This window comes from Streptomyces sp. 2114.4, assembly GCF_900187385.1.
Classification (GTDB): Bacteria; Actinomycetota; Actinomycetes; order Streptomycetales; family Streptomycetaceae; genus Streptomyces; species Streptomyces mooreae.
On record NZ_FYEY01000001.1, the window covers coordinates 472,253 to 496,641 of the forward strand.

Genomic DNA, 24,389 nt, shown 5'->3' on the forward strand with positions numbered 1-24,389 from the left:
CGTGGCCGAGGTCATTCGCGGAGGGACCGTCAGAGTTCACGGCGTGGCCGCCAGAGTTCACGTGGCGCCGCCGTGATCGCGCAGCACACGGCGGGCCACCGCAGCGATATGCAGCTCGTCCGGGCCGTCCAGCAGCCGGGCCGCGCGGCCCATACGGAACAGCCCCGGCAGCGCGGTGTCCGGCCCCAGGCCGGCCGCGCCGTGCACCTGGATCGCGGCGTCGGCGACCTGTTGCAGCATCCGGGCGGCCGCGACCTTGGCGAGCCCGGTCTCCACCCGGGCGTCGTCGCCCGCCTCCAGACGGGCCGCCGCCTCGTACACCAGCGGCCTGGTCGTGCGGATCGCCAGCAGTGCGTCGAAGACAAGCTGCTGGACGAGCTGGCGGTCGGCCAGCGGGCCGGATGACTGGCTCCGCGACCGGGCGCGGACACACATCAGGTCAAAGGCCCGTTCGGCCTGTCCGAGCCAGCGCAGACACCGCAGGACGCGGCCGAGTCCCAGCCGCTCCCCGGCGATCCGCAGGGCCTTGCCAGGCTCGCCGACCACATGGTCCGAGGGCACGGTGACCCCGTCGAGTTCGATCTCCCACTGGCCGCCCACGCCGAGCACCGGCAGTTCGCGCACCACCCGGAATCCGGGCGCCGACGTGGGCACCAGGAACAGCGTCAGGTCGTCGCCGGTCCGGGCCATCACGGTCACCAGGTCGGCGTCGCCCGCTCCCGTGATGAACCACTTGCGGCCGTGCAGGGTCCACGTCCCGTCGGGGCCGGCTTCGGCTCGGGTCGCGGTCAGCGCGGGGTCGGTACCGGGCGTGTCGGGCTCGGTCATCGCGTAGCAGGTGCGCAGCTCACCCGCCGCGATGCCGTGCAGATAGCGCTCACGAACGGGCTCGGCGGCGTGGCGGCTGAGCATCAGCACGTCCAGCAGGGACCCCGAACCGAGGGCGGCAGGACCGTGGTCGCTCGCCCCCTCGGCCTCGGCAAGGTGCGCGTAGCGGGACAGCGGCACCCCTTGTCCGCCCCACTCCACGGGCAATGGCAGCGCCCACAACCCGGCGTCCTTCGCCTCCGCCCGGAGCCTGCGCGACGCGGCGTGCGCGGCCGGTCCGCCCGCGTCGAGCACCGGTTCGGCGGGCATCACCCGCTCCCGTACGAACGCCGCTACGCGTCCCCGCAGCCCGGCGGCCCCGGGCGGACAGTCCGGCAGCCCGAAGGGGCCAGGGCCGAGGGCCGCGTCCGCGTCCGGGTTCGTGTTCGGAAGCCTCAAGGCGCCTTGCACACGATCCATTGAGTTCACCGCTTTCCTCCGTATCCACCGGGAACTCGGTGAACCGGCAGTCCGACTTACTGGCCGTGGAGATGGTCGGCCCCGGTCGTCGTCTGGTTCCCGTACGTCCACACCCGTACATCCACGCCCGTACGTCCACGCCCGTACGAAACACGCGGCGCACACCGCCGTCGACGGAGAGGAACGCCGTGAATGCCGTGAATACCGTGCATGCCGTGGGAAGCCCCACTGTCATCGGTGCGCACCGGCCGCTGGAGGCGGTGGACGTACAGGTCTCGGGGCCTGCCGCACTCACCGCGCCGGCACTCGCCCACCTGCGGTCGCTGGGCGCCGGCGCGCCAGAGACACCGGCCGCGCGGACCGGGCCCGCGCGTTTCACCGCAACCGGCGGTGGACTGGGCGAGGTGACGGCGTACACCGCCTGGGCGGATGTCCTGCCGGAAGCGGACGCCAACGACGAGGCAACCGTCCAGGCGGCCACCGGGATGATGCATGTGCACGGCAGACGCGACGGCGCGCCCCGGGGCCTGGCCGTCGATTACGCAGCCACCTGCGCATCCGTCCTCACCGTGCAGGGCCTGCTCGCCGCGCTCCTCGGCCGGGCGCGAGGCGGGGGCGGAGCCACGGACTTCGCCACCGGGGCCGACCGGGCAGCACTGCTGACGGTCTCCCAGTACGCCGCGGCGGCGAACGCACCCGAGGCGGAGGCCGTCACCCCGGCTCCCGGCGGCCCGCCGTTCACCGCCGCCTGTGGCACCCGTTTCGAGCTGGAGGCGCTGGAGCCCGCCCCCTGGGCCCGGTTCTGGCGCGCACTCGGCGCACCCGAGGAAGCGATACGCGCCGGCTGGCCCCCCTTTCAGTTCCGTTACGCCACCGCCTGCGCTCCCCTGCCCGAGGAGCTGCACCGGACAGCGCGCGCTGTGCCCTGGAGGCTCATACGGGAGGCAGCCGCTTCATCGGGGGCCGAGGTGTGCGCCCTGCATACGCTGGCCGGGCGGGCGGCGGAGGCGGCGCCCGACGCCGCACCATGGACCCTGGCGACCTTTCCCGAGGCAGGGACACCGCCCCTCACCGCCGGCGCCCTGTCCACCGGTCCCCTGTCCTTCAGCCCCCTGTCCGCCGGCGCCCTCCCGCTCTCCGGCCTGACCGTGCTGGAAGCGGGCCGCCGTATCCAGGCCCCGCTCGCCGCCCATCTGCTCGGCCTGCTCGGCGCGGACGTCGTACGGATCGAGCCGCCCGGCGGGGACCCGCTACGCGGCATGCCGCCCTGCGCCGCGGGGGTCTCCGCACGCTGGCTCGCCCTCAACCGCGGCAAGCGCGCCGTGGAGGTCGACATCAAGTCGCCCGTCGGGCAAGCCGAGTTGCGGGAGCTGGCCGCGGGCGCGGACGTTTTCCTGCACAACTGGGCGCCGGGCAAGGCGGAACGGTTCGGGCTGGGCGCCGGCCATCTGGCACCCGTCAACCCGCGCCTGGTGTACGCCTATACCAGCGGCTGGGCGGGCCGCCTGCCCGATGCCCCCATGGGCACCGACTTCATGGTGCAGGCCCGTACCGCCGTCGGCGAAGCGGCCCGGCCGGCCGACGAGCCGCCCGCCCCTTCCCTCATGACCTTGATCGATGTGCTCGGCGGACTCGTCGGCGCCGAGGCCGTGCTCGCCGGTCTGCTGCTCCGCGAGCGCAGCGGGCGCGGCGTCCGGGTGGAGTCCTCACTGCTCGGTGCCGCGGAAACGCTCACCGCACCCGCGGTGCGACGGGCCGCGGCGGGCCAAGGCCCGCGCCGCCCGGCCGGATTCCGCCGTCCGCTGGCGACCGCCGACGGCTGGCTGGCGCCGGCCGACGACTCCTCCCGTACGGCACATGCCGAGTCGGCGCGCCTGCGGGAGTTGCCGTCCGACCAGGCCGTCGCAGCCCTGCGCGCGCAAGGCGGCTCTGCCACCGCCGTCACCACCGATCTCGGCGCGCTTCCTGAAGACCCACGCCTGCGCGGGGCCTTGACCCGCGATTCCCATGGTTCCCTCGTCGTCCCCTCGCCCTGGAGGTTCGCATGACAGCCCCGCTCCCCTCCCGGTTCCACGATCTGGTCCCCGCAACGCTGCGGCGCGCCTGGGCCACCGAGGGCCACTGCCCCGACCTGGACCTGTACGCGCTGTTCCGGGCCCGCCGGATCGCCGACCCGCACGCCACAGCCGTGATCGACGCCGGCGGCGAGGTCAGTTACGCGGAACTGGACCACCAGGCACGATGTCTGGCCACCGGGCTCGCCGAAGCAGGCGTCTGTCCCGGAGACGTGGTGGGCGTCCAGCTCCCCAACACCGGAGAGGCGGTCGCGGCCGACCTCGCCGTGGCCGCGCTGGGCGCTGTCGTCCTGCCCTTCCCGGTCGGACGCGGCGGGCGGGAGGCCGTGTCGCTGCTCGGCCGCTCCGGGGCCCGCGCGGTGATCGCCGCCTCCGCACACCGTGGCGTCGAACACGCACGAGAGCTGGCCGGACTGTCCGGCGAACTGCCCGCCCTGCGCGCCGTGATCGCCGCCGGCCCCGGCCCGGCCCCCGACGGCTGCCTGCCGCTGGCCGGTCTGCTGCGCGCTGACGCGACCGCGTTCACTCCCGCGCGCCCCGACCCCGACACCGCGGCCCGGATCCTGGTCTCCTCCGGGTCCGAGGCCGAGCCCAAGATGGTGGCGTACTCGCACAATGCACTCGCGGGCGGCCGTGGCAACACGCTCGCGCCGCTGCTCCGCGACGGCATGCGGCCGCGCTGCCTCTTCCTGGTGCCGCTCGCGTCGGCCTTCGGCAGCAGCGGAACCGCCGTCACCCTCGCCCGGCACGGCGGATCCCTTGTCCTGCTCGACCGCTTCACGCCCGACGCGGCCCTGGAGGCGATCCTCGCCCACCGGCCCACCCACGTGCTGGGCGTGCCCACCATGGTGCGCATGATGCTCGACCGGCTGGCGGACACCCGCGAGACACCCGCCGGGCTGACCGCCCTGATACTCGGCGGCTCCGCGCTCGACGCGGCCACCCGCGACGAAGCGAGCCGGGCCTTCGGCTGCACGGTGGTCAATCTCTACGGTTCCGCCGACGGCGTCAACTGCCACGGCGGCCTGACCGGGCAGAACGCCCCCGACCACCACCCGGACAGCGGCCCGGGGATCAAGGTGGGCCGGCCCGTCCCCGGCGTGTGTGAGATCCGTATCGCCCCGCTGCCCGGAGGCGCCGCCGGTGAACCGGGGGAGATCGTGGCGCGCGGCCCGATGACGCCGCTCTGCTACGTCGGGGCACCCGAGCTGAACATGCGGTACCGCACCGCCGGCGGCTGGGTCCGTACCGGGGACCTGGGCATGCTGGACGCCGACGGCACGCTGCGGGTCGTCGGCCGCCTGAAGGACATCGTGATCCGCGGCGGTGCGAACATCAGCCCCGCCGAGGTCGAAGGCGAGCTCTCCGCCCACCCGGACATCCGTGAGGTGATGTGCGTCGGCGTCCCCGATCCCCTGATGGGCGAACGGCTCGCGGCGTGTGTGGTGCCAAGGGCCGGACGGAAGCCCGGACTTGAGACGCTGTGCGACCACCTGGACGCGCGTGGTCTGGAGCGCCGCAAACACCCGGAGCGGCTGCTGCTGGTGACCGGCGAACTGCCCCTCACCCCGGCGGGTAAGCCCGATCGCGCCGCACTGCGGGAGAGGGCGGCCGCCGAGTTCCCCGCCGACCACGCACAGGCCGGCTGAGGCAACAGAGGGACGCCACCGGGGAAAGCACGAGAGAGGGACCGCACCCAGCGGCCCCTCCCCCTCGCACGCGAGCTCTCGTGCGAGATCCCGCGCACGCTCTCGTACGACAGGCCGGGTCAGGAACCGGAGAACGCCTTCTCCAGCTGACCGGCCGCCTTGCGGTAGACCCCGAGCAGATCGAGGTCCGCGCCCGGATAGTTCACGACGTTCAGCTGCTTGGCGCCCGAGCCGGGCAGGACGGTCCCGGTCGACATGTTCTCGTTGTCCAGCACGAAGGCGGGCTTCTTCGCCGACAGTGCGGACAGCTGGGCCGGGGTGACCGCCTCCGGGCCGTAGGTGCCGACCACCTTCGCCCCGGCCAGCGCGGCCGCCCACGTCGTGAACTTCTGCGCCGCCACCGTCGGAGCCTTGCCACCGGGCCAAGCGCCCTTCACCTGCTTGGCAAGGGAGGCCCACTCCGCCGTGAACTTGGTGTTCCACTTGGCCGCGGTCCGCTCCGTCCCGAACTTCTCGCCCAGCTTCGTCACCTCGGCCTTGGTGGTCGCGGGCGCGTTGTCCAGATTGACCTCGACCAGCTTCGCCTTGGAGCCCGCGGCCTCCTTGATACGGCCCGCGAACGGCTCGAACGAGGCGTAGAGGACGTAATCGGCCCCCGCAACCGCTGCCAGGTCGGACGGCTTCAGGTCGTAGTCGGGCGCATGCCGGACCGAGGCGGGAACAAGGGACTTGACGTTCTTGGCCCCGGCCGCCTTGGCCAGCGCAGCCTCCCAGCTGGAGGTGGCGACCACCACGGGACCGGACGACGCCGACCCCGACTCGCCCGCCTTGTCGGTACCGGCCTTACCGGAGCCGTCGCCGCAGCCGGTCAGCAGGAGCAGCCCCGCGCTCAGTGCGGTGACTGCGGCGAGGGGGCGGAAGAGGACGCGGACGTGCGCCATGATGAGGTTCTCCGTTCGGGTATGAGATGAGCGGCAAGGGCGACCACCCCCGCGGCGAGGACGAGGACCGGACCGGGCGGCAGGTCCCAGGCCAGCGAGATCAGGAAGCCGACGACGTTCACGACGACGCCGATGCCGATCGCCCAGAGCGTGATCGACACCAGCGAACGGCCGAGGCGGCGGGCGGCGAGGGCGGGCAGCAAGGTCAGCGCGTCCACCAGCAGCGCGCCCGTCAGACGGATGGCACCGGCCACCGCGACCGCCACCAGGACCAGCAGCACCACGGTCAGCCGCTGCACCGCCACGCCGGAGGACAGCGCCAGCTCACGGTCGTGCAGCAGCAGCGCCAGATCGCGGCGGCGCCAGAGGAACAGCCCCGGTACGGCCACGGCCAGCACCCCCAGCACGACGAGATCGGCCGGCCTCACTGCCAGGATCGACCCCCACAACAGCGCGAATGCTCCATTGGCATTCACCCCGGAGAGCGCCAGCAGCAACAAGGCGGCAGCGATGGCCAAGCTCATCAGCAGGCCCATCGCCCCGGACAGGCCCTCGGCGGTGCGGGCCAGCGGCGCCACCCCCGCGCCGGCCAGTGCACACGCCACCAGCGCGCACAACACCGGGTCCAGGCCCACCAGTTGGCCCACGGCGATGCCCAGCAGCGCCACATGCATCATCGCGAAACGCACCGGCATGATGTCCAGCCCGACGATCACCACACCGACGACCGGCAGCCCGAAGGCGGCCAGCAGCAGCCCCGCCCCGGCCCGCTGCACCGGGACCAGTTGCCACAGGTCACCAACCTGCCCCCACGCGCTCACGACACCTCCCGCAGCTGCCCGGCGGCCATCTCCAGCGTCCGGTCGCAGCGCGCGGCCATGGCCCGGTCGTGGGTCACCACGAGCAGCGTCACCGGCAGCGTGGTCAGCACCTCGGCGGCCTCCTCCTGGCCCGCGAAGTCCAGTGCCGCGGTCGGCTCGTCCGCGAGCAGCACACCCGCTCCGGCCGCCACACAGCCCACCGCCCGCGCCAGGTGCATCCGCTGCAACTGACCACCCGAGAGGCTGCCCACCGGCCGGTCCGCCAGACCGCCCATGCCCAGCCGTTCGGCCGCCCGCTCCGCCTCCGCCAGGTCGCCGCTGCTCGCCAGCAACTCCCGTGCCAGCAAGGGAAAGCGCCCGGGTGCCGGCCGCTGCGGAATCCACCCGCACGCTCTTCTCCGCCACGCCCACTCGGCAGCGCTACGGCAGCCCCGGCCACCGACCACGATCTCCCCGTCGACCTGCCGGTGCAGACCGAGCACCGCCCGCAACAGCGTCGTCTTTCCAGACCCGTTCGTACCGGTCAGAGCAATCCGCTCACCGGCCCGCACCTCCAGATCGACCCCGGTCACCGCTTCCAGACGGCCATGGCGACACACCACCCCCCGAAGCCGCACCTCAAGGCCGCCCGCACCGCCCGGCTGCCGCTCCACTGGGGACCCTGTCCGCTCCTCGCTCCGTTCCACAGCCCACTAGTCGGGCCGGTGGTGCGCCGAGTTCCCACGGGGGCTGCGGTATTTCCGCCGACGGCCAGGCCCGGCACGTCCCGCGCGGCACCTGGCCCACCTCGGCCTGGTACACGTGAACGCCGTGATGCCGGCAGCGCTGCACGCCTCAGGCCGCGACAAGGTCAGGGACGGCTTCCTCCCGGCCGGTTCCTGAGTCCGCGGCCGGCTTGCGAGACGCCGGCCAGGGCTGGAAACGCGATCACACCGACCAGGCTGGGAACGAAACTCGGATCGCCGGCCCCCGACTGCAGCAGGGTCGCCAAGAGCTGGGTTCCCGCCAGCACCGCCAGCCCCAGGTAGAGCCACCCTGCCCAGGCGGGGCCCGTCGGCGGTGTCCTGCTTGCGCTGTGTTGGTCCATTGCACCCGTATGCCCGGCACATACCGTTCCAAGGCATAAACTCGCTGCCCGGCGCAGCCCGCCGCTCCCTTCCGGAGCACCTGGGCTGCGCCGGGCAGCTGTTTCCGCAGGCCGGGCTGCCGTCGGGCGTCAGCGGCCGACGGCCCGGCGGAGCTGGTCCTTGTTCATGGTGGAGCGGCCTTCGATGTTCTTCTTCTTGGCCTCTTCGTAGAGCTGGTCCCTGGTCGGGCCGCCGGGTCCGCGGTGGGACCGTTCCCCGCCGCGTTGCGGAGCGGATTTCGGGTCGCGGAGGGAGGCCTTGGCGGCGGTCTTGGCTTCGCCGGAGCGGGCACGCTCCTTGTTCACCGTGCGGGCGGCGATCTCCTTGGCCCGCTTCTGCGAGGTGCCACGCTCCTCGGCCTGTTCCTTGATGTGTTCGTACTGCCGTTCACGCTTCTTGTTCGATCCTGCAGGCACGGCTGCTCATCCCTTCTTCGGTCAGCCTTCCCGGCGGCTCTGCCGTGGGCCCTACCAGTCCACGTCCAGTGAGCACGCACCGCCACCCGGGCGGCGCCGGCCGGCACCGCCATGCCTCACGCCCTCACGGGCGGCTGAGGGCAGGAGAAGCGGACTGCGCCAGGATGCGGTCGGCGACGGCCAGGGCGTCGTTGATCTCTGTGGTCGCGGTGGCCACGCACAGGGTGTACGACACATCGTCCAGCTGGGTGGCGGACTCGCAAGTCGACCTCTCCGCGTGCGCCAAACGTGCATCGGCATACCGGCTCAGCAGGGTCCGCACGTCCTTGGGGTCGGGCATCAGCATGATCCAGGCTCCTTGGTCGAGTCTCCTCAGGGTGTTTCCGCGAAGGCGGCGGTCATGCCTCCGGTGGCGCCATTCCTGCCGGCACGGAGCTCAGGTGCCGAAGAGCGCAGGACGGCAGCCCCGGCCAGGCGTCCATGCGGCCGGCCGAGGACCGACGCCACCGCCGGCAGCTACCGGGGCATGCCTCGGGTCGCGCGGAGGGGGGCCGCGTCGTAGACAGGAGGCATGCAGTGGACAGGAGGCATGAAGAGGCATGAACGACAACCAGACCTTCCACCCGGGTGAGATCGTGCCCGCCGGTGGCCTCTATGAAGACGACGGCGATCAGGCCCCTCACCGGAGCACCGACGTGAAGGGCCACAGCAGGGCGGACGCGTGACGCACCACCTGGGGCCCGAGGCGCCGTCCGAAGGCTGCCCGCGTACGACCGACGGAGGGCTGGATGCCTGAGCTGCCCGATGTGGAGGCCTTCCGCAAGATTCTCGACTCCTGCGCGCGGGGCGCCTGCCTGCTGCGGATCGATGTGCACGACGCGGGTGTACTGAACGGTGTGAGCGCCCGCCGGCTGCGGCGCTCATTGGAGGGGCGGCGCCTCGCCGGGCCCGAGCGGCAGGGGAAATGGCTTTTGGCGCCCACCGAGGGAGGCCCGACCCTGATGCTGCATTTCGGCATGACCGGGCAGCTCGTCTGCTGTCCGTCGGCCGAGCCTTTGCACCCGCACGACCGTGTCACTTTCACCCTCGCCGACGACCGGCAGTTGCGCTACCGCGATCAGCGCAAACTCAAGGGTCTCTGGCTGGCGGACGAACCCACCGTGGCGCGCATGATGAAGGATCAGGGCCCCGATGCGCTGTCTGTCGACCGCCCCGGATTCGACGAGGCTCTGGCCGGCCGGCGCGGCGGCATCAAGTCGGCACTCCTCAACCAGTCGGTCCTGGCCGGCCTCGGCAATCTGCTGGCGGACGAGATCCTGTGGCGCGCGAAGCTGCACCCCGCCCGGCCCGTCGGCACGCTCACCACCCAGGAGCTGGACCGGATGTACGCGGCCTTGCGACGGACACTGCGCTCGGCGGTGGCGGCCGGCCGGGTGCCGCCCCGCAGGTCATGGCTCACCGGCCACCGGGACGACGCCGCTCCCGTCTGCCCCCGCTGCCGCGAACGGCTCTGCGGCGGGCGCTGGGCCGGCCGGCACACCGTGTGGTGCCCTCGGTGCCAGCAGGCGCCGGATCGGGTCATGTCACGTCGATGAGCCGTGAGCCGGACTATGATCGGGCACATGGCACTGTCGATACGGGAACGAGAGCAGTTTCTGGCGGAACCTCACATCGGTGCGCTGTCGGTGGTCGAGCGGCCGGACCGCGCACCGCTGACGGTACCCATCTGGTACCACTACACGCCGGGTGGCGAACTGTGGGTGCGTACCGGGCCCGATTCCCGGAAAGCGCGAGCAATCCGGTCCGCCGGGCGCTTCAGTCTGATGGTGCAGCGGGCGGAGCCGACCGTGCGCTACGTGTCGGTGGAGGGCCCGGTCACCAGGACGGAATCAGACAGCCGCGAGCGGTCCTGGGAGATGGCCGCGCGGTACCTCCCACAGGACAAGGTCGCCGGCTTCGTGGAGTACGACCACGCCCAGCTCGGTGCGCACGTCGTCCTCTACATGCAGCCGGAACACTGGGTGTCGGCCGACCTGGGTTCCGTCTAGAGGGCGGCCCTTCGACTGACCACCGAGCTTCGGGACCGTGGGAATCGCCCCCGCGGCCCCCCTCGGCTCGTGCGATGCGGGCGCGGCCCGGACCATGGGAGCGTGGGATGGAATCCGGTCTTCGGCGGGACCACGCCGCTGGATGTGCTCGAGGTGGCACCGACGGCCCGGACGGCGGTGGCGTGGCTGCCGCCGCAGGAGCTCTGGCCGGCAATCCAGGAAATCCGCTGGGCGCATGATCCGCAGGTGCGGCGGTGGCCGCCGCATGTGAATCTGCTGTTCGGCTTCGCGCCGGAGGAGGAGTTCGCCCGGGCTGTGCCGCTGCTCTCCGCCGGCGCGGCGGAGAGCGCGGCGTTCACGTCGCGTCTGGCCGGCGTCCGGTACTTCCGGCACCGGCATTACGCGACGGTGTGGCTCGACCCGGCCGCGGCGGGCCTGGCACCGTGGGCACGTCTGCACCGGGAGCTGTGCTTGCGGTTCCCGCTCTGCCGCGGGCGTGGCGATCGCTTCACGCCGCATCTGTCCCTGGGCCGCACTCAGGATCCGCGCTCTCTGGCCATCGAGTGCGCCGGCCGGCTCGGCACGATGTCGGCTGTGGTCGAGGAGGTGGTCCTGCTCTCCCGGCGCGGCGAGGGACCCATGCGACCCCGGGCCGTGATCACGCTGGGCACGGGCGAGGTCCGCCGGCTGCTGGAGTGTTAGGGGGTGTCTCCATGCGTCTATGGGGCACCGAATACAATGAGCGAGCGGTCCGCTTCTACGAGCGCCACGGCTTCAAGACCACCGGCGAGCGAGAGCTCTGGCGAGGGAAGCTGCCGAACGCGCGTATGACTCGCGACGCCAGGTCGAGCTGACAATCTCAGCAGCGTCCCACCGGACCACGGGACGCGCTCATTCACCTGATCAGCACTTGGGCCGATCCTCCTGCGCACCGATGCCTTCCGGCGCACCCATCCCCCACACCCTCCCACCAGAGACGTTCAGGCGCGCGATGACGCCGCTGCCCGGCCAGGCAGCGGCGAGGGAAATGCTGAGGAGAGTGCTGTGACGGTGCCGGAAATTGCTGGGGCGGTGTGGGAAGTCGAGGGGCGGAGAGGAGCCCGGTGGGCGTTGGTCGCGGTCGCGTTGGGTGTCTTCTGCATCCAGCTCGACTCCTTCGCCCTGAACCTGGCCCTGTCGCACATCAAGGCGGAACTCGGCGTTTCCACCGGGCAGTTGCAATGGGCGGTCAGCGCCTACCTGTTGTCGTGCGGCACGCTCATGTTGGGTGCGGGCCGGATGAGTGACCTGTTCGGCCGACGCCGTCTGCTGACCGCGGGGCTGGCGCTGTTCGGAATGGCGTCGCTGGGTTGTGCACTGGCGCCCTCGCTGCCGGTGCTGGTGGCGGCCCGTGTGGTGCAGGGCGCGGGTGGCGCGTTGATCATGCCGGCCGGGCTGGCGCTGCTGACGAACGTGTTCCCGCCCGCCCTGCGCGGCCGGGCCACGGGGTGGGCGCTGGGCATCGGCGGACTGGCCACCGCCTGCGGCCCGTTCGTCGGCGGTGTGCTGACCGAGATGGTGTCGTGGCGGGCGGTGTTCTGGCTCAACGTGCCGCTGGTTGTGGTGGCCGCGCTCTGTGCTCGCCGGGCCCGGGAATCGCGGGACACCACGGCGTCCGGGCACGTCGACTGGCCGGGGCTGGCCACCGGGACCTGCGCCATCGCGGCCCTGGCGCTCTTCATCGACCGCGGCCCGGTGTGGGGCTGGGTGTCCCCCGCCGGCGTCGGCACGCTGTGCCTCGTGGCGCTGGCTTCGGCCGCCTTCGTACGGATCGAACTCCGCACTGCCGAGCCGCTGATCAGGCCCGCGCTCTTCCGTAACGGCTCCTTCGTGGCGTTGACCGCGGCGGGCGCGGTGGCCAACGCCGCAACCGTGGTGTTCCTGTTCGTCGTACCGCTCTCGCTCCAGGAGGGCCGGCAGCTCACGCCGTTGGCGGCCGGGGTGGCTTTCCTCGGCCCCGCGCTGGCCATGGCGGCCGCGGGGCCGTTCGCGGGGCGGGTGACCGGCGCCCGCGCCGTACCGGTCATGGCGACGGGCCTGGGGGCGGGTGCGGTGATGCTGCTGGGCGCGGCGTTCGTCTCCGGACTGCCGCCGTATCTCACGGCGGTCACCGGCAGCGGGGCGGCGCTGGGCGTCGGCAACGCCCTGACGCTGACCGCCACCCAGGGCGTCATCCGGCCCGAACGCGCCGGTGAGGCCTCCGGGTTGACCAAAACCGTCATCACCGTCGCGGCCGGGCTGGGCGTGGTCGCGGCGGGCTCCACGGCCGATCCCGGCGGCGCCGCGGCGACCGGCGACAACGGGCCGCTGGCCGTGGCAGGAACCGGCTGCCTGACGGCCTGCCTCCTGCTGGCTCTGTGGGGGTGGGTCGGGCGACGCGGCCCGCGCGCTCGGCGGCCGGGAGAGCGGGTGCCCTCGGCGGCCAAGGGTGGAGGGCGCTGATCGCAGTAGTCCGGACCCGGACGCCCCCGCATCAGCGCACGCCCACCCGCCTACGCCCACCCGCGGTGAGGTGGCGCCCCCCGCCCCGCCCCGGTGGACCACACGAACGTGTCAGCGCGGGCAGTTGGCGACCTTGTCCGGCAGCTTTCCACCGACCAGATACCTGTCGACGGCTCGGTCGGTGCACGTGGACGGATTCTTTGAGGCGTACGCCGCGTGCCCGTGGCCCTTGCGTACCAGCAGCGAACTGTGGCCCAACTGCCGGAGCACCTCCTGCGCGTTGGCCAGCGGAGTCTGCGTATCGTTGGTGTACGACACCAGCAGCACCGGTGCCGCCCCGGATGCCTTGATCGGTTCGGCCGCGCCGGTGGGGGCGATCGGCCAGGTCGCGCAGTCGATCATCTGCCAGGCCAAGGAACGCCCGAACAGCGGCGACTGCTTGGCGAACGCGTCGGCGGTGTCAAGCATCTCCTTGGGGGACTTCGGCGCGGACGGCGAGTCCAGGCACAGCACCGCCGGCATGCTCGCGGACTCGTCTTCCTCGGCCTTCTGCTCCTGCGGCGTCGGCTTCTCGCCACCGCCGTCGCCGGCCGTCTCCTTGTCGAAGCGCTCGAAGGCGGCCCCGTCCCCGTGCAGGGCGGCGACCAGCGCCTTGGTCAGCGGCTTCCAGGTCGCTTTGTCCGTCACCGCGGTGTCCAGATACATGGACAGGGTGGCGTCGGTGAACGTCTCGCCGTCCGACCCTCGCAGTGGCTTCCGCTCCAGCCTCTTGGCGAACCCGGTGACCCTCCGCAGAATCTCCCCGGCCGTGGTTCCCAGACGGTCGTCCCCGCGCGCGACGAGATTCTGGGCGTAGCGACGCATCGCGTCATCGGACGTCTTGGCGTCACGGCGGGCGACCTGCTGCATGTCGGCCGCGGGGTTGACGACGCTGTCGAGCACCATCCGGCCCACCTTGTCGGGGAACAGCTTCATGTACTGCTGGCCGAGGAAGGTGCCGTAGGAGAAGCCGGTGTAATTCAACTTGGCATCGCCCAGGACCGTGCGGAGCACATCCAGGTCACGCGCGACGCTCACACTGTCCATGTGCGCGAAAACAGCGCCACTCGCCTTCTGGCAGGCCTGACCGCGCTTGGTCGCCTCGGCGAACGCCTTCTCGGCCTGCGCCTCGGTACGCGGCGGGTTCTCGGGCTGCTGCGCCACGCCGTCGGGGCACTTGATCTGCCCGGAACCGGCTGTGCCCCGGGGGTCGAAGCCGACCAGGTCGTAGCGCGACCGGGCCTGGGGGCCGGCTTGCCAGTTTCCGTCGGCCACGTCGGCCGCACCGCCCGCGCCGGGCCCACCGGGGTTGTAGAGCAGTGATCCCAGACGACGGCTGGGGTCCTTTGCCCGCACCCGCGACACCCGGAGTTCGACGGTCTTCCCGTCCGGGACGGCGTAGTCCACCGGCACCTTCACCCAGCCGCATTCGGCGCCCGGTACGGCCTTGGCGGTGACGTCCGCACCGCAGGCCGTCCACTGAATCTTCTGCTGCGTGAAGCGCGCGGGCAGCACCGGGGCGGACGTGTTCCCGCCCCTGGCGTTGTCGGGCTGGGACGCCGCGGCGCCACCGACGGCGCAGACCGTCGCCACCAGGGTGGTGCCGGTCAGCACACCTGCCGTCAGGGCCATGGACATGCGGGGGATGGGCATCGCCGTTCTCGCTCTCTCGCTGGTCCCGGGAAGGATGCGCACAGGCGTCACGGCCGCGCTATCGGCCCCGTCACAATCGCACACAGGGCATACGCAGCGTCGACGAGGGGATCACACATCGCCATCAGTCCGAGTGACGCCGGCCACTCCTGATCACCCCGGGGATGCAGCGTTCCACTCAGCGTGTGCACCTCCTGGGGGCGCCCCAGGAGCTGGGGCGCCCCCGGCGACGCGGCTCCCATACGGGCAGCAGGACGACGATCGCCGCCGACTTGGGGTGCGGTCCAGTTCAGCTTCGCGCACGGGACATAGCGGTCGTTCTAGGCTCGGCACATGAAGATCACCGTGCGATCAGCGGCCGAAGCGGACCTGGCAGCGCTGCTGACCCTGTACAGCGAGCTGAACGTGGACGATGTGCCCATGCCCGGCGCCACTGCGGAGAGCATCTGGTCAGCCATATCGGGGCAGCAGGGACGAACCATCCTGGTGGCCGACGCTGACGGCACCCTGGCCGGAACAGCGGATTGCCTCCTCATGCCGAACCTCACACGCGGTGGCCGGGCCATCCTGTTCGTGGAGAACGTCGTAGTGGCCAATTCCTTCCAGCGGCGTGGCATCGGGCGCCAACTGATGACGGCGGCCGTGCAACTGGCAGAGTCGGCCGGCTGCTACAAGGTGCAGCTGCTGGCAGCGGACGATGCCTACGTCCACACCTTCTACGAAGCGTGCGGCTTCAAGGCCCAAGCGCAGGGCTTCCGCCGCTACCTCTCATAGGGCAGCCACGCCTGGGGCGACGCGGGCGGCGCCACGCATGAACGAGCCGTGCCCCCGCGCCCCTTCCCTGATCACCCCCACCCTGGGATGCGGAGACTCATACGCGTTGACCGTCGTGGACTGTCCATGGCCGTACACAGGGGGAAACTCGGCCAGGACGCCGGTCACGCTCTCCGCGAGTCCGATGAGCCTCTCGTACGGCTTCCGTTCCTTGATCCAGCCAATCATGTAGTTCTTGTGCAGCCGCCATCCCATTGCGGCGTTCGCGGTGATGCGGACCACTGGCTCGGTAATGGCCCGTGAGGCCACCAGCTCGACGACGGCACATCGGGCAGGCGACAGGCCCTACGGGCTGTCGTTCACCATTGCCGCCGCCCGACGACTACCAGGTGCTGTCGCCTCGCAGGACGGCCTCGGCACCGCCGTCGATGAAGACGACCTGGCCGGTGACGTGTGAGTTCTCCGGGGAGGCCAGCCAGGCCAGCAGCGGGGCAATCTGTTCGGGGCGCGCGTGGCCGTGCAGGCGCATCGGGACGCTCGTGTCGACGACCTTGCGTATACCGGCATCGGCGAGCATGCCCTCCGTCATCGGCGTGACGACCGTGCCGGGGGCGACGCCATTGAGCGGGATGCCGGCGGCCGCCCAGTCACCGGTGACCGCCGTGCGACGGAGCCAGCGCGCGAGGGCAGCCTTGGACGAGGGGTAGATCGCATAGCCCTCGCCCCGGTCGATGGCGGCCTGGGCCGCGGCAACGGTCGCCTCCTCGTCCCCGGAGAGCGCGGCGTCGACGATGGCTGTGTCGTGCGGGTGGACGGAAGTGACGGAGGAGATCAGGACGGCGCGCGGCTCGGTTCCGGCGGCGAGCAGCGGGCGCAGCCCTTCGAGAGTGGCGACCACACCGAAGTAGTTGACCTGGACGGTGGCCGGAGCGAAGTGCGCGAGGCCGGCGCAGGCGATGACGGCATCGAGCCGGCCGGCGGTCAACTCATGGGCGCGATCGACCAGTTCCGTACGGCCTTCGGGGGTAGCGAGGTCCGCGGAGATGTCGGCGCCCTTGAGGTCGGCGCCGATCACGGTGTGGCCGCATTGGCGGAGGTGGGATGCGGTGGCCTTGCCTATGCCGGAGGCGGCTCCGGTGATGAGGTAAGTACGCCCCGAGGCGCCGGAAGTACGGGAGGTGGGGGAGGTACGGGAGGTGGGGGAGGTGGCGGACATGGTCGACTCCTCGCTGATGTGCCCGGGTGGCCCGTTGGGATGACATAACGCACGCCGGCCTGCCCCCGTCTGACCCCAAGTTGTCGGGCCCGTACGGGCGTTCAGGGATCCGACCGATCCGTCCGATCCGACCGATCCAGCGGAGCCAACATACCTCTTTTTTGACACGCCGTGCCAAGTAGCTGGTCCGTGACAGAATCGCGACATGGAGCAACAGGCACAGGGGCAGAGACAGGAACAGGACCGCACGGCGAGGAGCGACGGATGACAGCGCCGCGCGGGAGGCCGTCGCTGACCGAACGGCGGCGACAGGAGACCCGGCTGGAGATCGCGGAGACCGCGGCCACCCTGTTCTCCGAGCAGGGGTACGACGCGACCACGGTCGAGGACATCGCCTCGGCCGCCGGCATCTCCCTACGCACCTTCTACCGCTACTGCGCGGCGAAGGAGGACGCACTCACCCCCCTGCTGACCGCCGGCCTCGGCCGGCTCGTCGACACGCTGGCCACATGGCCGGCCGATGAACCGCTGACCGGCGCGGTGCAGGCGGCGTTCGACGCACCGGCCTCACCCCCGCACCTCGCGGACACGGAGCGCGCCCGTCGGCTGGTGCGCGTCATGGGCGGCGTGCCTGCGATTCGGATGCGGTGGCTGGCCGCCGGGCGGGACCTGCAGGACCGGTTGCTGCCGCTCCTCGCAGCCCGCACGGGAGCGCCACCGGACAGCCTGGAAGTGCGACTCCTGACCACCACTCTGCTCGACGCGATCCACATCGCCCTGGAGTACTGGGCCCAGCAGGACGAACCGGAGGGCATCGCCGAGCTGACGCGTCGGGCGCTCGACTATCTGCGCATCGACGAGCTGGAGTGAGGCCGCGGCAAGACCCTGCAACCGACTCCCTCTACATATCGGGAGATTTTTACTCTTGTCCCGAATTGGGTGATTGCGTGTATCGTCCTCAGAGTCAGTTCCGGCACGCGAGGGAACTGGGAGACACCATGAAGAAGATCATCGCCATAGCGTTCATCACTGCTCTGCTCGGCGCCGGAAGCGCCGGCGCCGCCTCCGCGGCCACCGCGGCGCCGGGACCTCCCCCACCAGGCCGTGACCTCGTCACCACGACGTTCCACTGTCCCGGCCCACACGGCACCTTCAGGATCACGGCGGACTCCTGGGTGATGGGTCAGTACGAGTGGTATTACGGAGAGCACGGCTGCACGTACACCTCGTAGTCACCGACTCCCCGCGGTCACGGTCACGCTCGCTCCCTCATCACGCCCGCTCCCTCATCACGCTCACTCCCTCAGTACACCCGCCTGCTCCTCGGGGCCCTGGTGGCCACTGCCCCCGGTGACGCCGGGCGGTGGCCGGTCCTTGCTCCGATAGCCGGGGGAATCCGCTGCGGCGAGGCCCACTCCCGCTCACGCCACCCTCGCCCTCACGTCACCGGCGGCGCCCCCGTCCCTGCCGCCGTCAGGACAGCGGCCGCCAAGCGGTCACGGAACCAGCGGTGTCCGGGGTCGCTCGAGTTGCGGGGGTGCCAGGCCATCCCGAGGTCGAGAGGCGCCAGGTCGAGGGGGATGGGGAAGGTGCGCATTCCCAGTGCGGAGGTGGTGTCGGGGAGCCAGTCGGCCAGGGTGAGGGCGACGAGGTCGGTGTCCCGGGCGAGCATCATCGCGCTCGTATGGCTGGGTACCACGACCGCGGTCCGGCGGCGCAGGCCGAGTTCCGCGAGTGCGCTGTCGATGGGCCCGAGGCGCTTGCCGAGCCGGGAGATGCCGATGTGGTCGGCCGCGGCGAAACGGCGGGCGTCGATCCGCCCGTCAAAGAGGGGATGACCGCTGCGGGCGATGCCGACCAGCGTCGTCCGGGTGAGCTGTTGGGTCCGGATCTCCGGGTCCAGGCGGCCGAGGACGCCCAGTTCGACGTCCACCCAGCCCTGCCGCAATGCGGGGCCGCCCTCCAGCGCCTCCGGCAGGAAGACCACGTCCACCTGCGGAGCCTCCGCGTGGACCTGGTCGGTCAGGGCCCCGGCCAGCCCCGCCAGGAGCAGATCGGCGGCCTGCACGGTGAAGGTGCGCTGGAGATGAACGGCATCGAAACCGGCGCCGGGCCGCAGGACGTTGTCGCAGTGGCTCAGTAACACGCCCACCTCATCCCGCAGTTCCAGGGCGCGCGGGGTCGGGACCATCCCCTGGCCCGCGCGGACCAGCAGGGGGTCGCCGACGGCACGGCGGAGCCGGGCCAGCGTGCGGCTGACCGCTGCGGGTGAGGTACCGAGTCGCTCCGCGGCGCGGGTCACGCTGTTCTCCTGGAGCAGGGCGTCCAGGACTCGCAGCAGGTTGAGATCCATTGACGCTCCTGAGCTGCACTTTTACGGATGGGGCAACTATTGGGTGCCTATCTTTGCATTGCTCCGGAATTCTCTCGCGCCGAGAGTGGAGGAGTCCGCGAAGACGCGTGACGTCCTGTCCGCCCCGTTCAAGGAGCTCTTTGTGCAGTACTCCCCCCGTGCCGGCCGGGAAGGCGATGTCCTGGCCGTGGTCAGTCAGAGCGGGCCGACGGTCTCATTCTTCGACGCCGCCTCCGACCGGCACCTCGGTGCGGTCGAAGTCCCCGCCCAGCCACACGAGTTGTGCTTCGACCCGGCGCAGCGGCTGCTGTGGTGCACCACGGCGTATCACTCGGGCTACTACCACGCGAACAGCGGCCGTCGCACCGAGGTGACCGTCATCGACCCCGACACCCGCCGCATCGTCGAGGTCGTCGACCTGGCGCCGGAACACGGCCCGCACGGGCTGGCGTTGGACCCGGCCCGTCGACGCCTGTACGTCAGCGTGGAGGGATCGCAGGACCGGCCCGGCGGTGTCGTGGTAATCGACACGGAGACCCGGCGGCCCCTGGGCAGGATCGACACGGACGCCCCCGGGCCGCACTGGTTCGCCATCGATCCGGCGGGAAAGACGGGTTACGCCACCAACAAGGAGGCGCCGTTCGTATCGGTCGTCGACCTCGAACGGGGAGCCCTCACCGCGAAGGTCGAGGTGCCGGGCAGTGAGGGACTTGCCGTCTCCGCCGACGGCACGCACGTCTTCGTCGCCTCGCCCTACGCTGGTTCCTTCTCCGCCGCCGAGGAGCACAAGCCCGCCGGCATCCGGGTCATCGATGCCCGGACGGCGTCCGTCGTCGACATGCTGCCCACGGAGCACATCGTCCTGCCGGTGCACCTGACGTCGACGGGGAAGCTGCTCGTGGGCGAATCGCCCATGGAACCCGACCCGGCCTCCCGGCTCGGACGCCCTGCGCCGGGCCGGCTCACGGTGTTCTCCGCCGGCACCCGCGAGCGGCTGGGCGAGGCCGAGGTGGGGTTCTTGCCGCTGACCATCACCTCGTCGCCCGACGGCCGGATCGCCTATGTGGCTTGTGTCGGCTCCTCCACCGTCCATCTCGTCGACCTGGACACGCTGCAGAGCCTGGCCCGGCTGGACATCGCCAAGCTCGGCGAGCCCGGTGCCCACGGCCTGGCCTACATCCCGCGCCCGGCCTGAGGCACGCAGGGTTGCCGAGGACGCTGTCCCGTGGCCAGGAGCGAGCGACCAGTGGCAGCCCAAGGAGCCGAATGCAAGGGGCCGGCTCGCCGAAGGTGTCGGCGGGCCGGCCCCCGGAACCGCTCAGTCAGGCGGCCCGGACGGACCTCTCAAGGCGTGCCGGACGGCCTTCGCGGAATCGGCGGTGGCGCCGCCGACTCCAGTCCGCCGCCCCGGTCCGCCGTCCGGCGGGTCCGGTCATCGTGCGGCCCCCTCCCCCGGTGCGCCGCCGGGCGGCGGACAGTTCTCGGCGATCTTGTACTTGAGCGCCTGGGGGTAGTCGTGCCGCCCGAGCCGCACCCGTACGACGATCGGGCCCTGGTTGATCGTGTCGGTGGGCTCGGCGATCCGCTGGAGCAGGGTGGCGAGTTCGTCGTGCGTGCGGACGCTGACGCCGTTCATCGGGTGCTTGGCGGAACCGAAGACCTCCGCAAGCTTCTCGTACCGCCAGGGGTGCAGTTCGTTGTAGAACTCGGCGCCGTCGGAGGCCGGTGTGCCCTCCTGGTAGTAGCAGGGCTGGACGAGCATCTGCTCGATGCCGTAGAAGCCTTCGTTGTCCAGGACGAAGACCACCGGGCGCAGACCGTGCCGCACATGGGTGGACATCTCCTGGCAGGTCTCCTGGAAGGAGCCGTCGCCGACGAAGACCAGCGGGCGCTTGTCGGCCTGGCGCCGGCCGAGCGCGACACCGGTGGCCGCGCCGACCGAATAGCCGATGGACAGCCAGCTGTTCTGCGCCACGTACGAGGCGCGCTCCGCCATCCGCAGGTTCATCGAGCCGATCAGCGCGAACGCGGCGTCGCACACCACCGTGAACGGGTTGGTGCGCTCGCCCCGGGACTCGCTGGTCTGCGCTTCGAGGAAGGCGTTGAGGTGCCGGAAGAGGCTGTCGTACGTCACGTTCTGCGGGTACGGGCCGCCGGTCTGGGAGTCCAGGTAGGCGGCGGTGCTGCCGGGGACGTCCAGACCCTCGTCATGTGCGCGGGTGAAGTAGTCCGCCTCGAAGGCACCGCTTCCGAACTCGGCGACCAGGCGTTCCCGTAGCGCCGGAATGAACCGGGCGAGCTGCACATCGGGGAAGTACGAAGCGCCGACGTGCACACCTTCGTGGGCGGCGACCGCCCAGTCGTCGCCGATCGACCGCGCGCCGCCGAGGTTCTTCGAGGTCGCCCACGTGCCCAGTCCGATGCGGCAGCCCGCATTGTTGAAGACCTCGGCCACCTCCGGACTGCTGGCCTTGCCGTTGTAGACGCCGGAGAAGCCCGGGGTGTACTCGGAGACGACGGACTTGGCGCCGATGGTGGTGCAGAACGGGATGCGGGTCTCGCGCACCAACTTCTCGAACTCGTCGGACAGCCGGAAGCGGTCGATCTCCTCCCCGGCCCACAGGATCGGGTTGCGGTGGTGCCGCACCAGTTCCATGCACGCCGTGACCGCCTGGTCGAGCATCCGCTCGTTCTTGGCGGTGACGGGCCGCTCCCGCCGCGTCAGCCGGCCCTGGGGTGCGGGACACCGCGCCCCCCAGACGTCATCCATGACCTCCAGATAGACCGGCCGGCGGTGGGAGAGGCACGCGATGATCGCGCTGTCGATCTGGGTGGGAGCCAGACCGGGGTTCGAGATCGCCTGGGCGTCCACCGTCACCTGGCGGTAGACCTCCAGGTTGCTCTCAGGGCGCTGGGACATGTGCGAAGTGAGCAGGCCGATCGCCTTCTGGTTGAGCCACTGCTCGTAGGACGGCGCGGCGTTGATCGCGATCAGCGGCACGTACTCGGCGAAGCCGCCGCCGATCGCGTTGAGCAGGTTGAACGCGCCCACGCTGTAGGTGACCGCGACCGCACCGATGCCCTGCTCGCCGAGTGCGATCTGCGCGTCGGCGGACTTCACCCGCGCATAACCATCGGCGGCCTGGCCCGCGCCCCCCTCGGTCGGGGTGCCCACCCAGCGCACCGTGGTCTTCTCGTGCAGGGTCGACAGGAACGGGCCCAGATGGTCGCCCGGAACGCCGAACAGATGGGTGATGCCGAGCTGTTCCAGCCTGAGGGCCAGGTACTCGGCGACGGTGCAGGTGTGTGAGGTGGTCATGAGGTCACCACGTCCTCTCGTGACGGGGCCGGCGGTGTGGCGCCTGCCCGGCTCTCTCGGGGTTCCGCGGTCCGCGCGGTGGCGGCGGCGCTCTCGTACGCCGTGGGAGACTCGTGAACGGCGAGGGCGGCACGGACGGCCGTCTCCACCGCGCCTTCGATCCAGGCGTGTTTGAGCGAGACATGCTCACCGGCGAAGTGCACCGGTCCCTCGGCCCGGACCGCGTCGAGGTGGAAGCTGGTCATCTGATGCGGGGTGTAGACGGCCGCCTCACCACAGGCGTACGGGTCGCGCAGCCAGCTCTGGGTCTGGCCGGCGCCGGTGTAGAAGACCTCGATCCGGCGGCCGTGCACCGACTGGAGGTTGAGCAGGGCGTAGCTGTAACGCTCGGCGTCGTCGAAGGAGTCCCAGCGGGCCGCGTCGTCCGACCAGGAGTAGCCGGCCAGTACCACGCCTCCGCTGCTGCCGGGGACGGGGTGTGAGGGGTAGTACATGAAGCGGTTGGGGTTGTCGGTGGTGGAACCGCCGCCGATCGCGTGGGTGGCCGGCCGTACGCCGCCGCGCAGTGTGGAGTTGCGGTAGTACTCCACCTGTTCCTGGCTGATGCGCTTCTCGTCCACGCTCGGATGGGCGCCGAGCAGGCCGGTGGGCAGATTCCGCACGTGCTGCGGCACGGACACCGCGGCCTCGGCGTCGTCCTCGCCCCACTGCTGGTAGTACTCGTACAGACCGGGTGCGATGGCGTCCAGCTCCCGCTTCCAGTCCGTCTCGGTGAACTCCCACCAGCGGCGGGAGAATTCCAGCAGCACCTTGGTGGCCTGGTCGTAGTGCGTCTCGATGACGGCGCGGCGCTTCTTGTAGGAGAACGGCGGGGTCACGGTGGTGAAGCGCAGGCTGGAGAAGGGGATGGTGACGATCGCCAGGTCACCGGTCCAGGTCTGCGGCTCGCCGTACGGATCGCTCTCGGGCACGGTCTGGATGGCGACAGCGGGGCCGCCCGGCCCGGCGAGCCCGCCCTGATGGCCGTCGCGGCCCGGATCGTAGTACTCCAGTCGGACCATCCGCTGGCCCATCACGATCTGGTCCCGCAGATCCTTGGCGAGTGCTTCCGGAAGCTGCCGGCTGCCGCCCTCGATCTCCCAGTACGTGGCGGCGGGGTCGATGTCGCTGCGGCCCAGGAAGCTGTGGAAGAACGCGAGGTGCAGCCGCGAGGTCATGTTCTCGATCGTGCCGATCGCCTCGATGGCCTCATCGCTGAACCCGGCGTACTCGCGCAGGAAACGGCCCATCGAATAGCCGTCGAAGTCCCGGATCACCTCGGCCCAGCCGTCCAGCCACTCCTGGAAGGGCTTGTTGACCCGGGTCCCGTCGCTCTGCAGCACGGAGTAGTAGTCGCGCACCGGCTCCAGTGCCTGGTGGACCATCTCGGCGACGGGCAGCCGCGCTTCGCAGCCGGTGAGGTGGAAACCCTCGTTGATCGCGGACGGGTCCTTGGCGTACTGGGCGCGCCGTACCTGCGTGCGGTTGGTGCGGATCCAGGTGTTGTTGCGCTTGTCCGGGGCCCGGAACTCGGGGCTGGGGGCGCCGTTCGTCCAGACCTTGCCGTCCTTGAACGACTTGTAGATCACCGGGGGTAGCGGGGCGCTCTGGTTGCCGGTCGCCGGATCGATGTCGACGTTGAAGAACAGCCGCCGCTTCAGGCCGAGTTTGTCGATCAGCGCCAGGGTCAGCGGATGGAAGCTGGGCAGGCGCATCGCCCCGGCCTCCGCGTACTGCGCGGGGTCGGTGAAGGGCGGCGGCTCACCCTTCTTCGCGTGGAAGGTCTTGATCCGGCCGCCGACCCGGTTGGCGTTGGCCTCCAGGATCGTCACCTCGTGCCCGGCGCGGGTCAGCAGGTCACCGGCGACCAGGCCGGCGATGCCCGCTCCGACGATCAGGATGCGCTTGGGGTCGACGGCCGGTTCCAGCCCGTTGTCGATCAGTACGTCAAGGTAGCGCAGCTTGAGGTCTTCATTGGCCGGCTCGGGACCGACCAGCAGAAGTTCACGAGCGAGCTGCTGATAGGTCTTCTCTGTGGCCCGCTCGGCCCCGGTGTGCTCACGGCGGCGACCAGGGCGGATGTCGTTCATGACCGTTCCTCGATGGTGGTCACTTTTCTCCTTCACTGGGACTTCAGTGCTTCGGTGCTTT

General features: G+C 71.1%; 22 protein-coding genes. 11 read left to right on the forward strand and 11 right to left on the reverse strand.

Annotated elements, in window-relative coordinates; genetic code table 11:
* Positions 1 to 57: 57 nt before the first annotated feature.
* The gene (locus CFW40_RS02055) at positions 58 to 1,266 is read right to left on the reverse strand and encodes an acyl-CoA dehydrogenase family protein (protein WP_371127162.1); all 1,209 of its coding nucleotides are present in this window, start codon (positions 1,264 to 1,266) and stop codon (positions 58 to 60) included.
* A gap of 236 nt (positions 1,267 to 1,502) precedes the next feature.
* Between CFW40_RS02055 and CFW40_RS02060 the strand changes: the two genes are divergently transcribed.
* Positions 1,503 to 3,335: a CoA transferase gene (locus tag CFW40_RS02060; RefSeq protein WP_256331637.1), complete on the forward strand. Its 1,833-nt coding sequence runs from the start codon at positions 1,503 to 1,505 to the stop codon at positions 3,333 to 3,335.
* A complete protein-coding gene (locus CFW40_RS02065) occupies positions 3,332 to 5,011 on the forward strand; it encodes a class I adenylate-forming enzyme family protein (protein WP_088796108.1) in 1,680 nt (559 codons plus the stop codon). Before CFW40_RS02060 ends, CFW40_RS02065 begins: the two co-directional genes overlap by 4 nt.
* 119 nt (positions 5,012 to 5,130) lie before the next feature.
* Here CFW40_RS02065 and CFW40_RS02070 read toward each other — a convergent pair whose 3' ends face one another.
* The 5 genes from CFW40_RS02070 to CFW40_RS02090 all read right to left on the reverse strand — a co-directional run bounded on the left by CFW40_RS02070 (position 5,131) and on the right by CFW40_RS02090 (position 8,662).
* Positions 5,131 to 5,952 carry a metal ABC transporter solute-binding protein, Zn/Mn family gene (locus CFW40_RS02070; RefSeq protein ID WP_088796109.1) on the reverse strand — a complete coding sequence of 274 codons (822 nt, stop codon included), beginning with the start codon at positions 5,950 to 5,952 and terminating at the stop codon, positions 5,131 to 5,133.
* Positions 5,901 to 6,773: a metal ABC transporter permease gene (locus CFW40_RS02075; RefSeq protein WP_088796110.1), complete on the reverse strand. Its 873-nt coding sequence runs from the start codon at positions 6,771 to 6,773 to the stop codon at positions 5,901 to 5,903. The genes CFW40_RS02070 and CFW40_RS02075 overlap by 52 nt, the downstream gene beginning before the upstream one ends.
* Positions 6,770 to 7,354 carry a metal ABC transporter ATP-binding protein gene (locus CFW40_RS02080; protein ID WP_176956716.1) on the reverse strand — a complete coding sequence of 195 codons (585 nt, stop codon included), beginning with the start codon at positions 7,352 to 7,354 and terminating at the stop codon, positions 6,770 to 6,772. The genes CFW40_RS02075 and CFW40_RS02080 overlap by 4 nt, the downstream gene beginning before the upstream one ends.
* Before the next feature lie 635 nt (positions 7,355 to 7,989).
* A complete protein-coding gene (locus CFW40_RS02085; protein ID WP_088796111.1) occupies positions 7,990 to 8,316 on the reverse strand; it encodes a plasmid stabilization protein in 327 nt (108 codons plus the stop codon).
* 124 nt (positions 8,317 to 8,440) lie between these two features.
* Positions 8,441 to 8,662, reverse strand: a complete 222-nt coding sequence (locus tag CFW40_RS02090; RefSeq protein ID WP_088796112.1) for a DUF5133 domain-containing protein — start codon at positions 8,660 to 8,662, stop codon at positions 8,441 to 8,443.
* A 253-nt stretch (positions 8,663 to 8,915) separates the two neighbouring features.
* On the opposite strand from CFW40_RS02090, the gene CFW40_RS37770 reads away from it, so the two are divergent.
* From CFW40_RS37770 to CFW40_RS02110, 5 genes are all read left to right on the forward strand, one after another.
* A complete protein-coding gene (locus CFW40_RS37770) occupies positions 8,916 to 9,041 on the forward strand; it encodes a hypothetical protein (RefSeq protein ID WP_256331636.1) in 126 nt (41 codons plus the stop codon).
* Positions 9,042 to 9,104: 63 nt separating this feature from the next.
* Positions 9,105 to 9,911: an Fpg/Nei family DNA glycosylase gene (locus CFW40_RS02095; RefSeq protein ID WP_088796113.1), complete on the forward strand. Its 807-nt coding sequence runs from the start codon at positions 9,105 to 9,107 to the stop codon at positions 9,909 to 9,911.
* Between the two features lie 27 nt (positions 9,912 to 9,938).
* Positions 9,939 to 10,364, forward strand: coding sequence for a pyridoxamine 5'-phosphate oxidase family protein (locus tag CFW40_RS02100; protein ID WP_088801852.1), 426 nt, complete (start codon positions 9,939 to 9,941; stop codon positions 10,362 to 10,364).
* Positions 10,365 to 10,466: 102 nt separating this feature from the next.
* Positions 10,467 to 11,066 carry a 2'-5' RNA ligase family protein gene (locus tag CFW40_RS02105; RefSeq protein WP_088796114.1) on the forward strand — a complete coding sequence of 200 codons (600 nt, stop codon included), beginning with the start codon at positions 10,467 to 10,469 and terminating at the stop codon, positions 11,064 to 11,066.
* 342 nt (positions 11,067 to 11,408) lie between these two features.
* On the forward strand, positions 11,409 to 12,845 hold the full coding sequence (locus CFW40_RS02110; RefSeq protein WP_256331635.1) for an MFS transporter: 1,437 nt from the start codon (positions 11,409 to 11,411) through the stop codon (positions 12,843 to 12,845).
* Between the two features lie 111 nt (positions 12,846 to 12,956).
* On the opposite strand, the gene CFW40_RS02115 is transcribed toward CFW40_RS02110, so the two are convergent.
* Entirely contained in the window at positions 12,957 to 14,537 is a 1,581-nt protein-coding gene (locus tag CFW40_RS02115; RefSeq protein ID WP_088796116.1) for an alpha/beta hydrolase, read from the reverse strand.
* A 333-nt stretch (positions 14,538 to 14,870) separates the two neighbouring features.
* Here CFW40_RS02115 and CFW40_RS02120 point away from each other — a divergent pair, with 333 nt between their 5' ends.
* Positions 14,871 to 15,311 carry a GNAT family N-acetyltransferase gene (locus tag CFW40_RS02120; protein WP_088796117.1) on the forward strand — a complete coding sequence of 147 codons (441 nt, stop codon included), beginning with the start codon at positions 14,871 to 14,873 and terminating at the stop codon, positions 15,309 to 15,311.
* Between the two features lie 382 nt (positions 15,312 to 15,693).
* Here CFW40_RS02120 and CFW40_RS02130 read toward each other — a convergent pair whose 3' ends face one another.
* Complete coding sequence (locus CFW40_RS02130) at positions 15,694 to 16,527, reverse strand: SDR family oxidoreductase (protein ID WP_088796119.1); 834 nt, start codon at positions 16,525 to 16,527, stop codon at positions 15,694 to 15,696.
* A 264-nt stretch (positions 16,528 to 16,791) separates the two neighbouring features.
* Here CFW40_RS02130 and CFW40_RS02135 point away from each other — a divergent pair, with 264 nt between their 5' ends.
* Positions 16,792 to 17,397: a TetR/AcrR family transcriptional regulator gene (locus tag CFW40_RS02135; protein WP_088796120.1), complete on the forward strand. Its 606-nt coding sequence runs from the start codon at positions 16,792 to 16,794 to the stop codon at positions 17,395 to 17,397.
* 128 nt (positions 17,398 to 17,525) lie between these two features.
* The gene (locus CFW40_RS02140; protein ID WP_088796121.1) at positions 17,526 to 17,759 is read left to right on the forward strand and encodes a hypothetical protein; all 234 of its coding nucleotides are present in this window, start codon (positions 17,526 to 17,528) and stop codon (positions 17,757 to 17,759) included.
* A 206-nt stretch (positions 17,760 to 17,965) separates the two neighbouring features.
* On the opposite strand, the gene CFW40_RS02145 is transcribed toward CFW40_RS02140, so the two are convergent.
* Complete coding sequence (locus tag CFW40_RS02145) at positions 17,966 to 18,880, reverse strand: LysR family transcriptional regulator (RefSeq protein ID WP_088796122.1); 915 nt, start codon at positions 18,878 to 18,880, stop codon at positions 17,966 to 17,968.
* 142 nt (positions 18,881 to 19,022) lie between these two features.
* Between CFW40_RS02145 and CFW40_RS02150 the strand changes: the two genes are divergently transcribed.
* Positions 19,023 to 20,075, forward strand: a complete 1,053-nt coding sequence (locus tag CFW40_RS02150; RefSeq protein WP_088801853.1) for a YncE family protein — start codon at positions 19,023 to 19,025, stop codon at positions 20,073 to 20,075.
* A gap of 237 nt (positions 20,076 to 20,312) precedes the next feature.
* Here the strand turns inward: CFW40_RS02150 and CFW40_RS02155 are convergent, their stop codons facing one another.
* Both CFW40_RS02155 and CFW40_RS02160 read right to left on the reverse strand, forming a co-directional pair.
* Positions 20,313 to 22,199 carry an alpha-keto acid decarboxylase family protein gene (locus tag CFW40_RS02155; RefSeq protein ID WP_088796123.1) on the reverse strand — a complete coding sequence of 629 codons (1,887 nt, stop codon included), beginning with the start codon at positions 22,197 to 22,199 and terminating at the stop codon, positions 20,313 to 20,315.
* A complete protein-coding gene (locus CFW40_RS02160) occupies positions 22,196 to 24,328 on the reverse strand; it encodes an FAD-dependent oxidoreductase (protein WP_256331634.1) in 2,133 nt (710 codons plus the stop codon). Before CFW40_RS02160 ends, CFW40_RS02155 begins: the two co-directional genes overlap by 4 nt.
* Positions 24,329 to 24,389: the final 61 nt, after the last annotated feature.

What these genes read in the sequence shown, in the direction of transcription:
- CFW40_RS02135 (WP_088796120.1), top strand. Translation starts at nt 16,792, where the DNA reads ATGACAGCGCCGCGCGGGAGGCCGTCGCTGACCGAACGGCGGCGACAG.
- CFW40_RS02065 (WP_088796108.1), top strand. Translation starts at nt 3,332, where the DNA reads ATGACAGCCCCGCTCCCCTCCCGGTTCCACGATCTGGTCCCCGCAACG.
- CFW40_RS37770 (WP_256331636.1), top strand. Translation starts at nt 8,916, where the DNA reads ATGAACGACAACCAGACCTTCCACCCGGGTGAGATCGTGCCCGCCGGT.
- CFW40_RS02090 (WP_088796112.1), bottom strand. Translation starts at nt 8,662, where the DNA reads ATGCTGATGCCCGACCCCAAGGACGTGCGGACCCTGCTGAGCCGGTAT.
- CFW40_RS02140 (WP_088796121.1), top strand. Translation starts at nt 17,526, where the DNA reads ATGAAGAAGATCATCGCCATAGCGTTCATCACTGCTCTGCTCGGCGCC.
- CFW40_RS02120 (WP_088796117.1), top strand. Translation starts at nt 14,871, where the DNA reads ATGAAGATCACCGTGCGATCAGCGGCCGAAGCGGACCTGGCAGCGCTG.
- CFW40_RS02100 (WP_088801852.1), top strand. Translation starts at nt 9,939, where the DNA reads ATGGCACTGTCGATACGGGAACGAGAGCAGTTTCTGGCGGAACCTCAC.
- CFW40_RS02095 (WP_088796113.1), top strand. Translation starts at nt 9,105, where the DNA reads ATGCCTGAGCTGCCCGATGTGGAGGCCTTCCGCAAGATTCTCGACTCC.
- CFW40_RS02145 (WP_088796122.1), bottom strand. Translation starts at nt 18,880, where the DNA reads ATGGATCTCAACCTGCTGCGAGTCCTGGACGCCCTGCTCCAGGAGAAC.
- CFW40_RS02160 (WP_256331634.1), bottom strand. Translation starts at nt 24,328, where the DNA reads ATGAACGACATCCGCCCTGGTCGCCGCCGTGAGCACACCGGGGCCGAG.
- CFW40_RS02070 (WP_088796109.1), bottom strand. Translation starts at nt 5,952, where the DNA reads ATGGCGCACGTCCGCGTCCTCTTCCGCCCCCTCGCCGCAGTCACCGCA.
- CFW40_RS02155 (WP_088796123.1), bottom strand. Translation starts at nt 22,199, where the DNA reads ATGACCACCTCACACACCTGCACCGTCGCCGAGTACCTGGCCCTCAGG.
- CFW40_RS02115 (WP_088796116.1), bottom strand. Translation starts at nt 14,537, where the DNA reads ATGCCCATCCCCCGCATGTCCATGGCCCTGACGGCAGGTGTGCTGACC.
- CFW40_RS02130 (WP_088796119.1), bottom strand. Translation starts at nt 16,527, where the DNA reads ATGTCCGCCACCTCCCCCACCTCCCGTACCTCCCCCACCTCCCGTACT.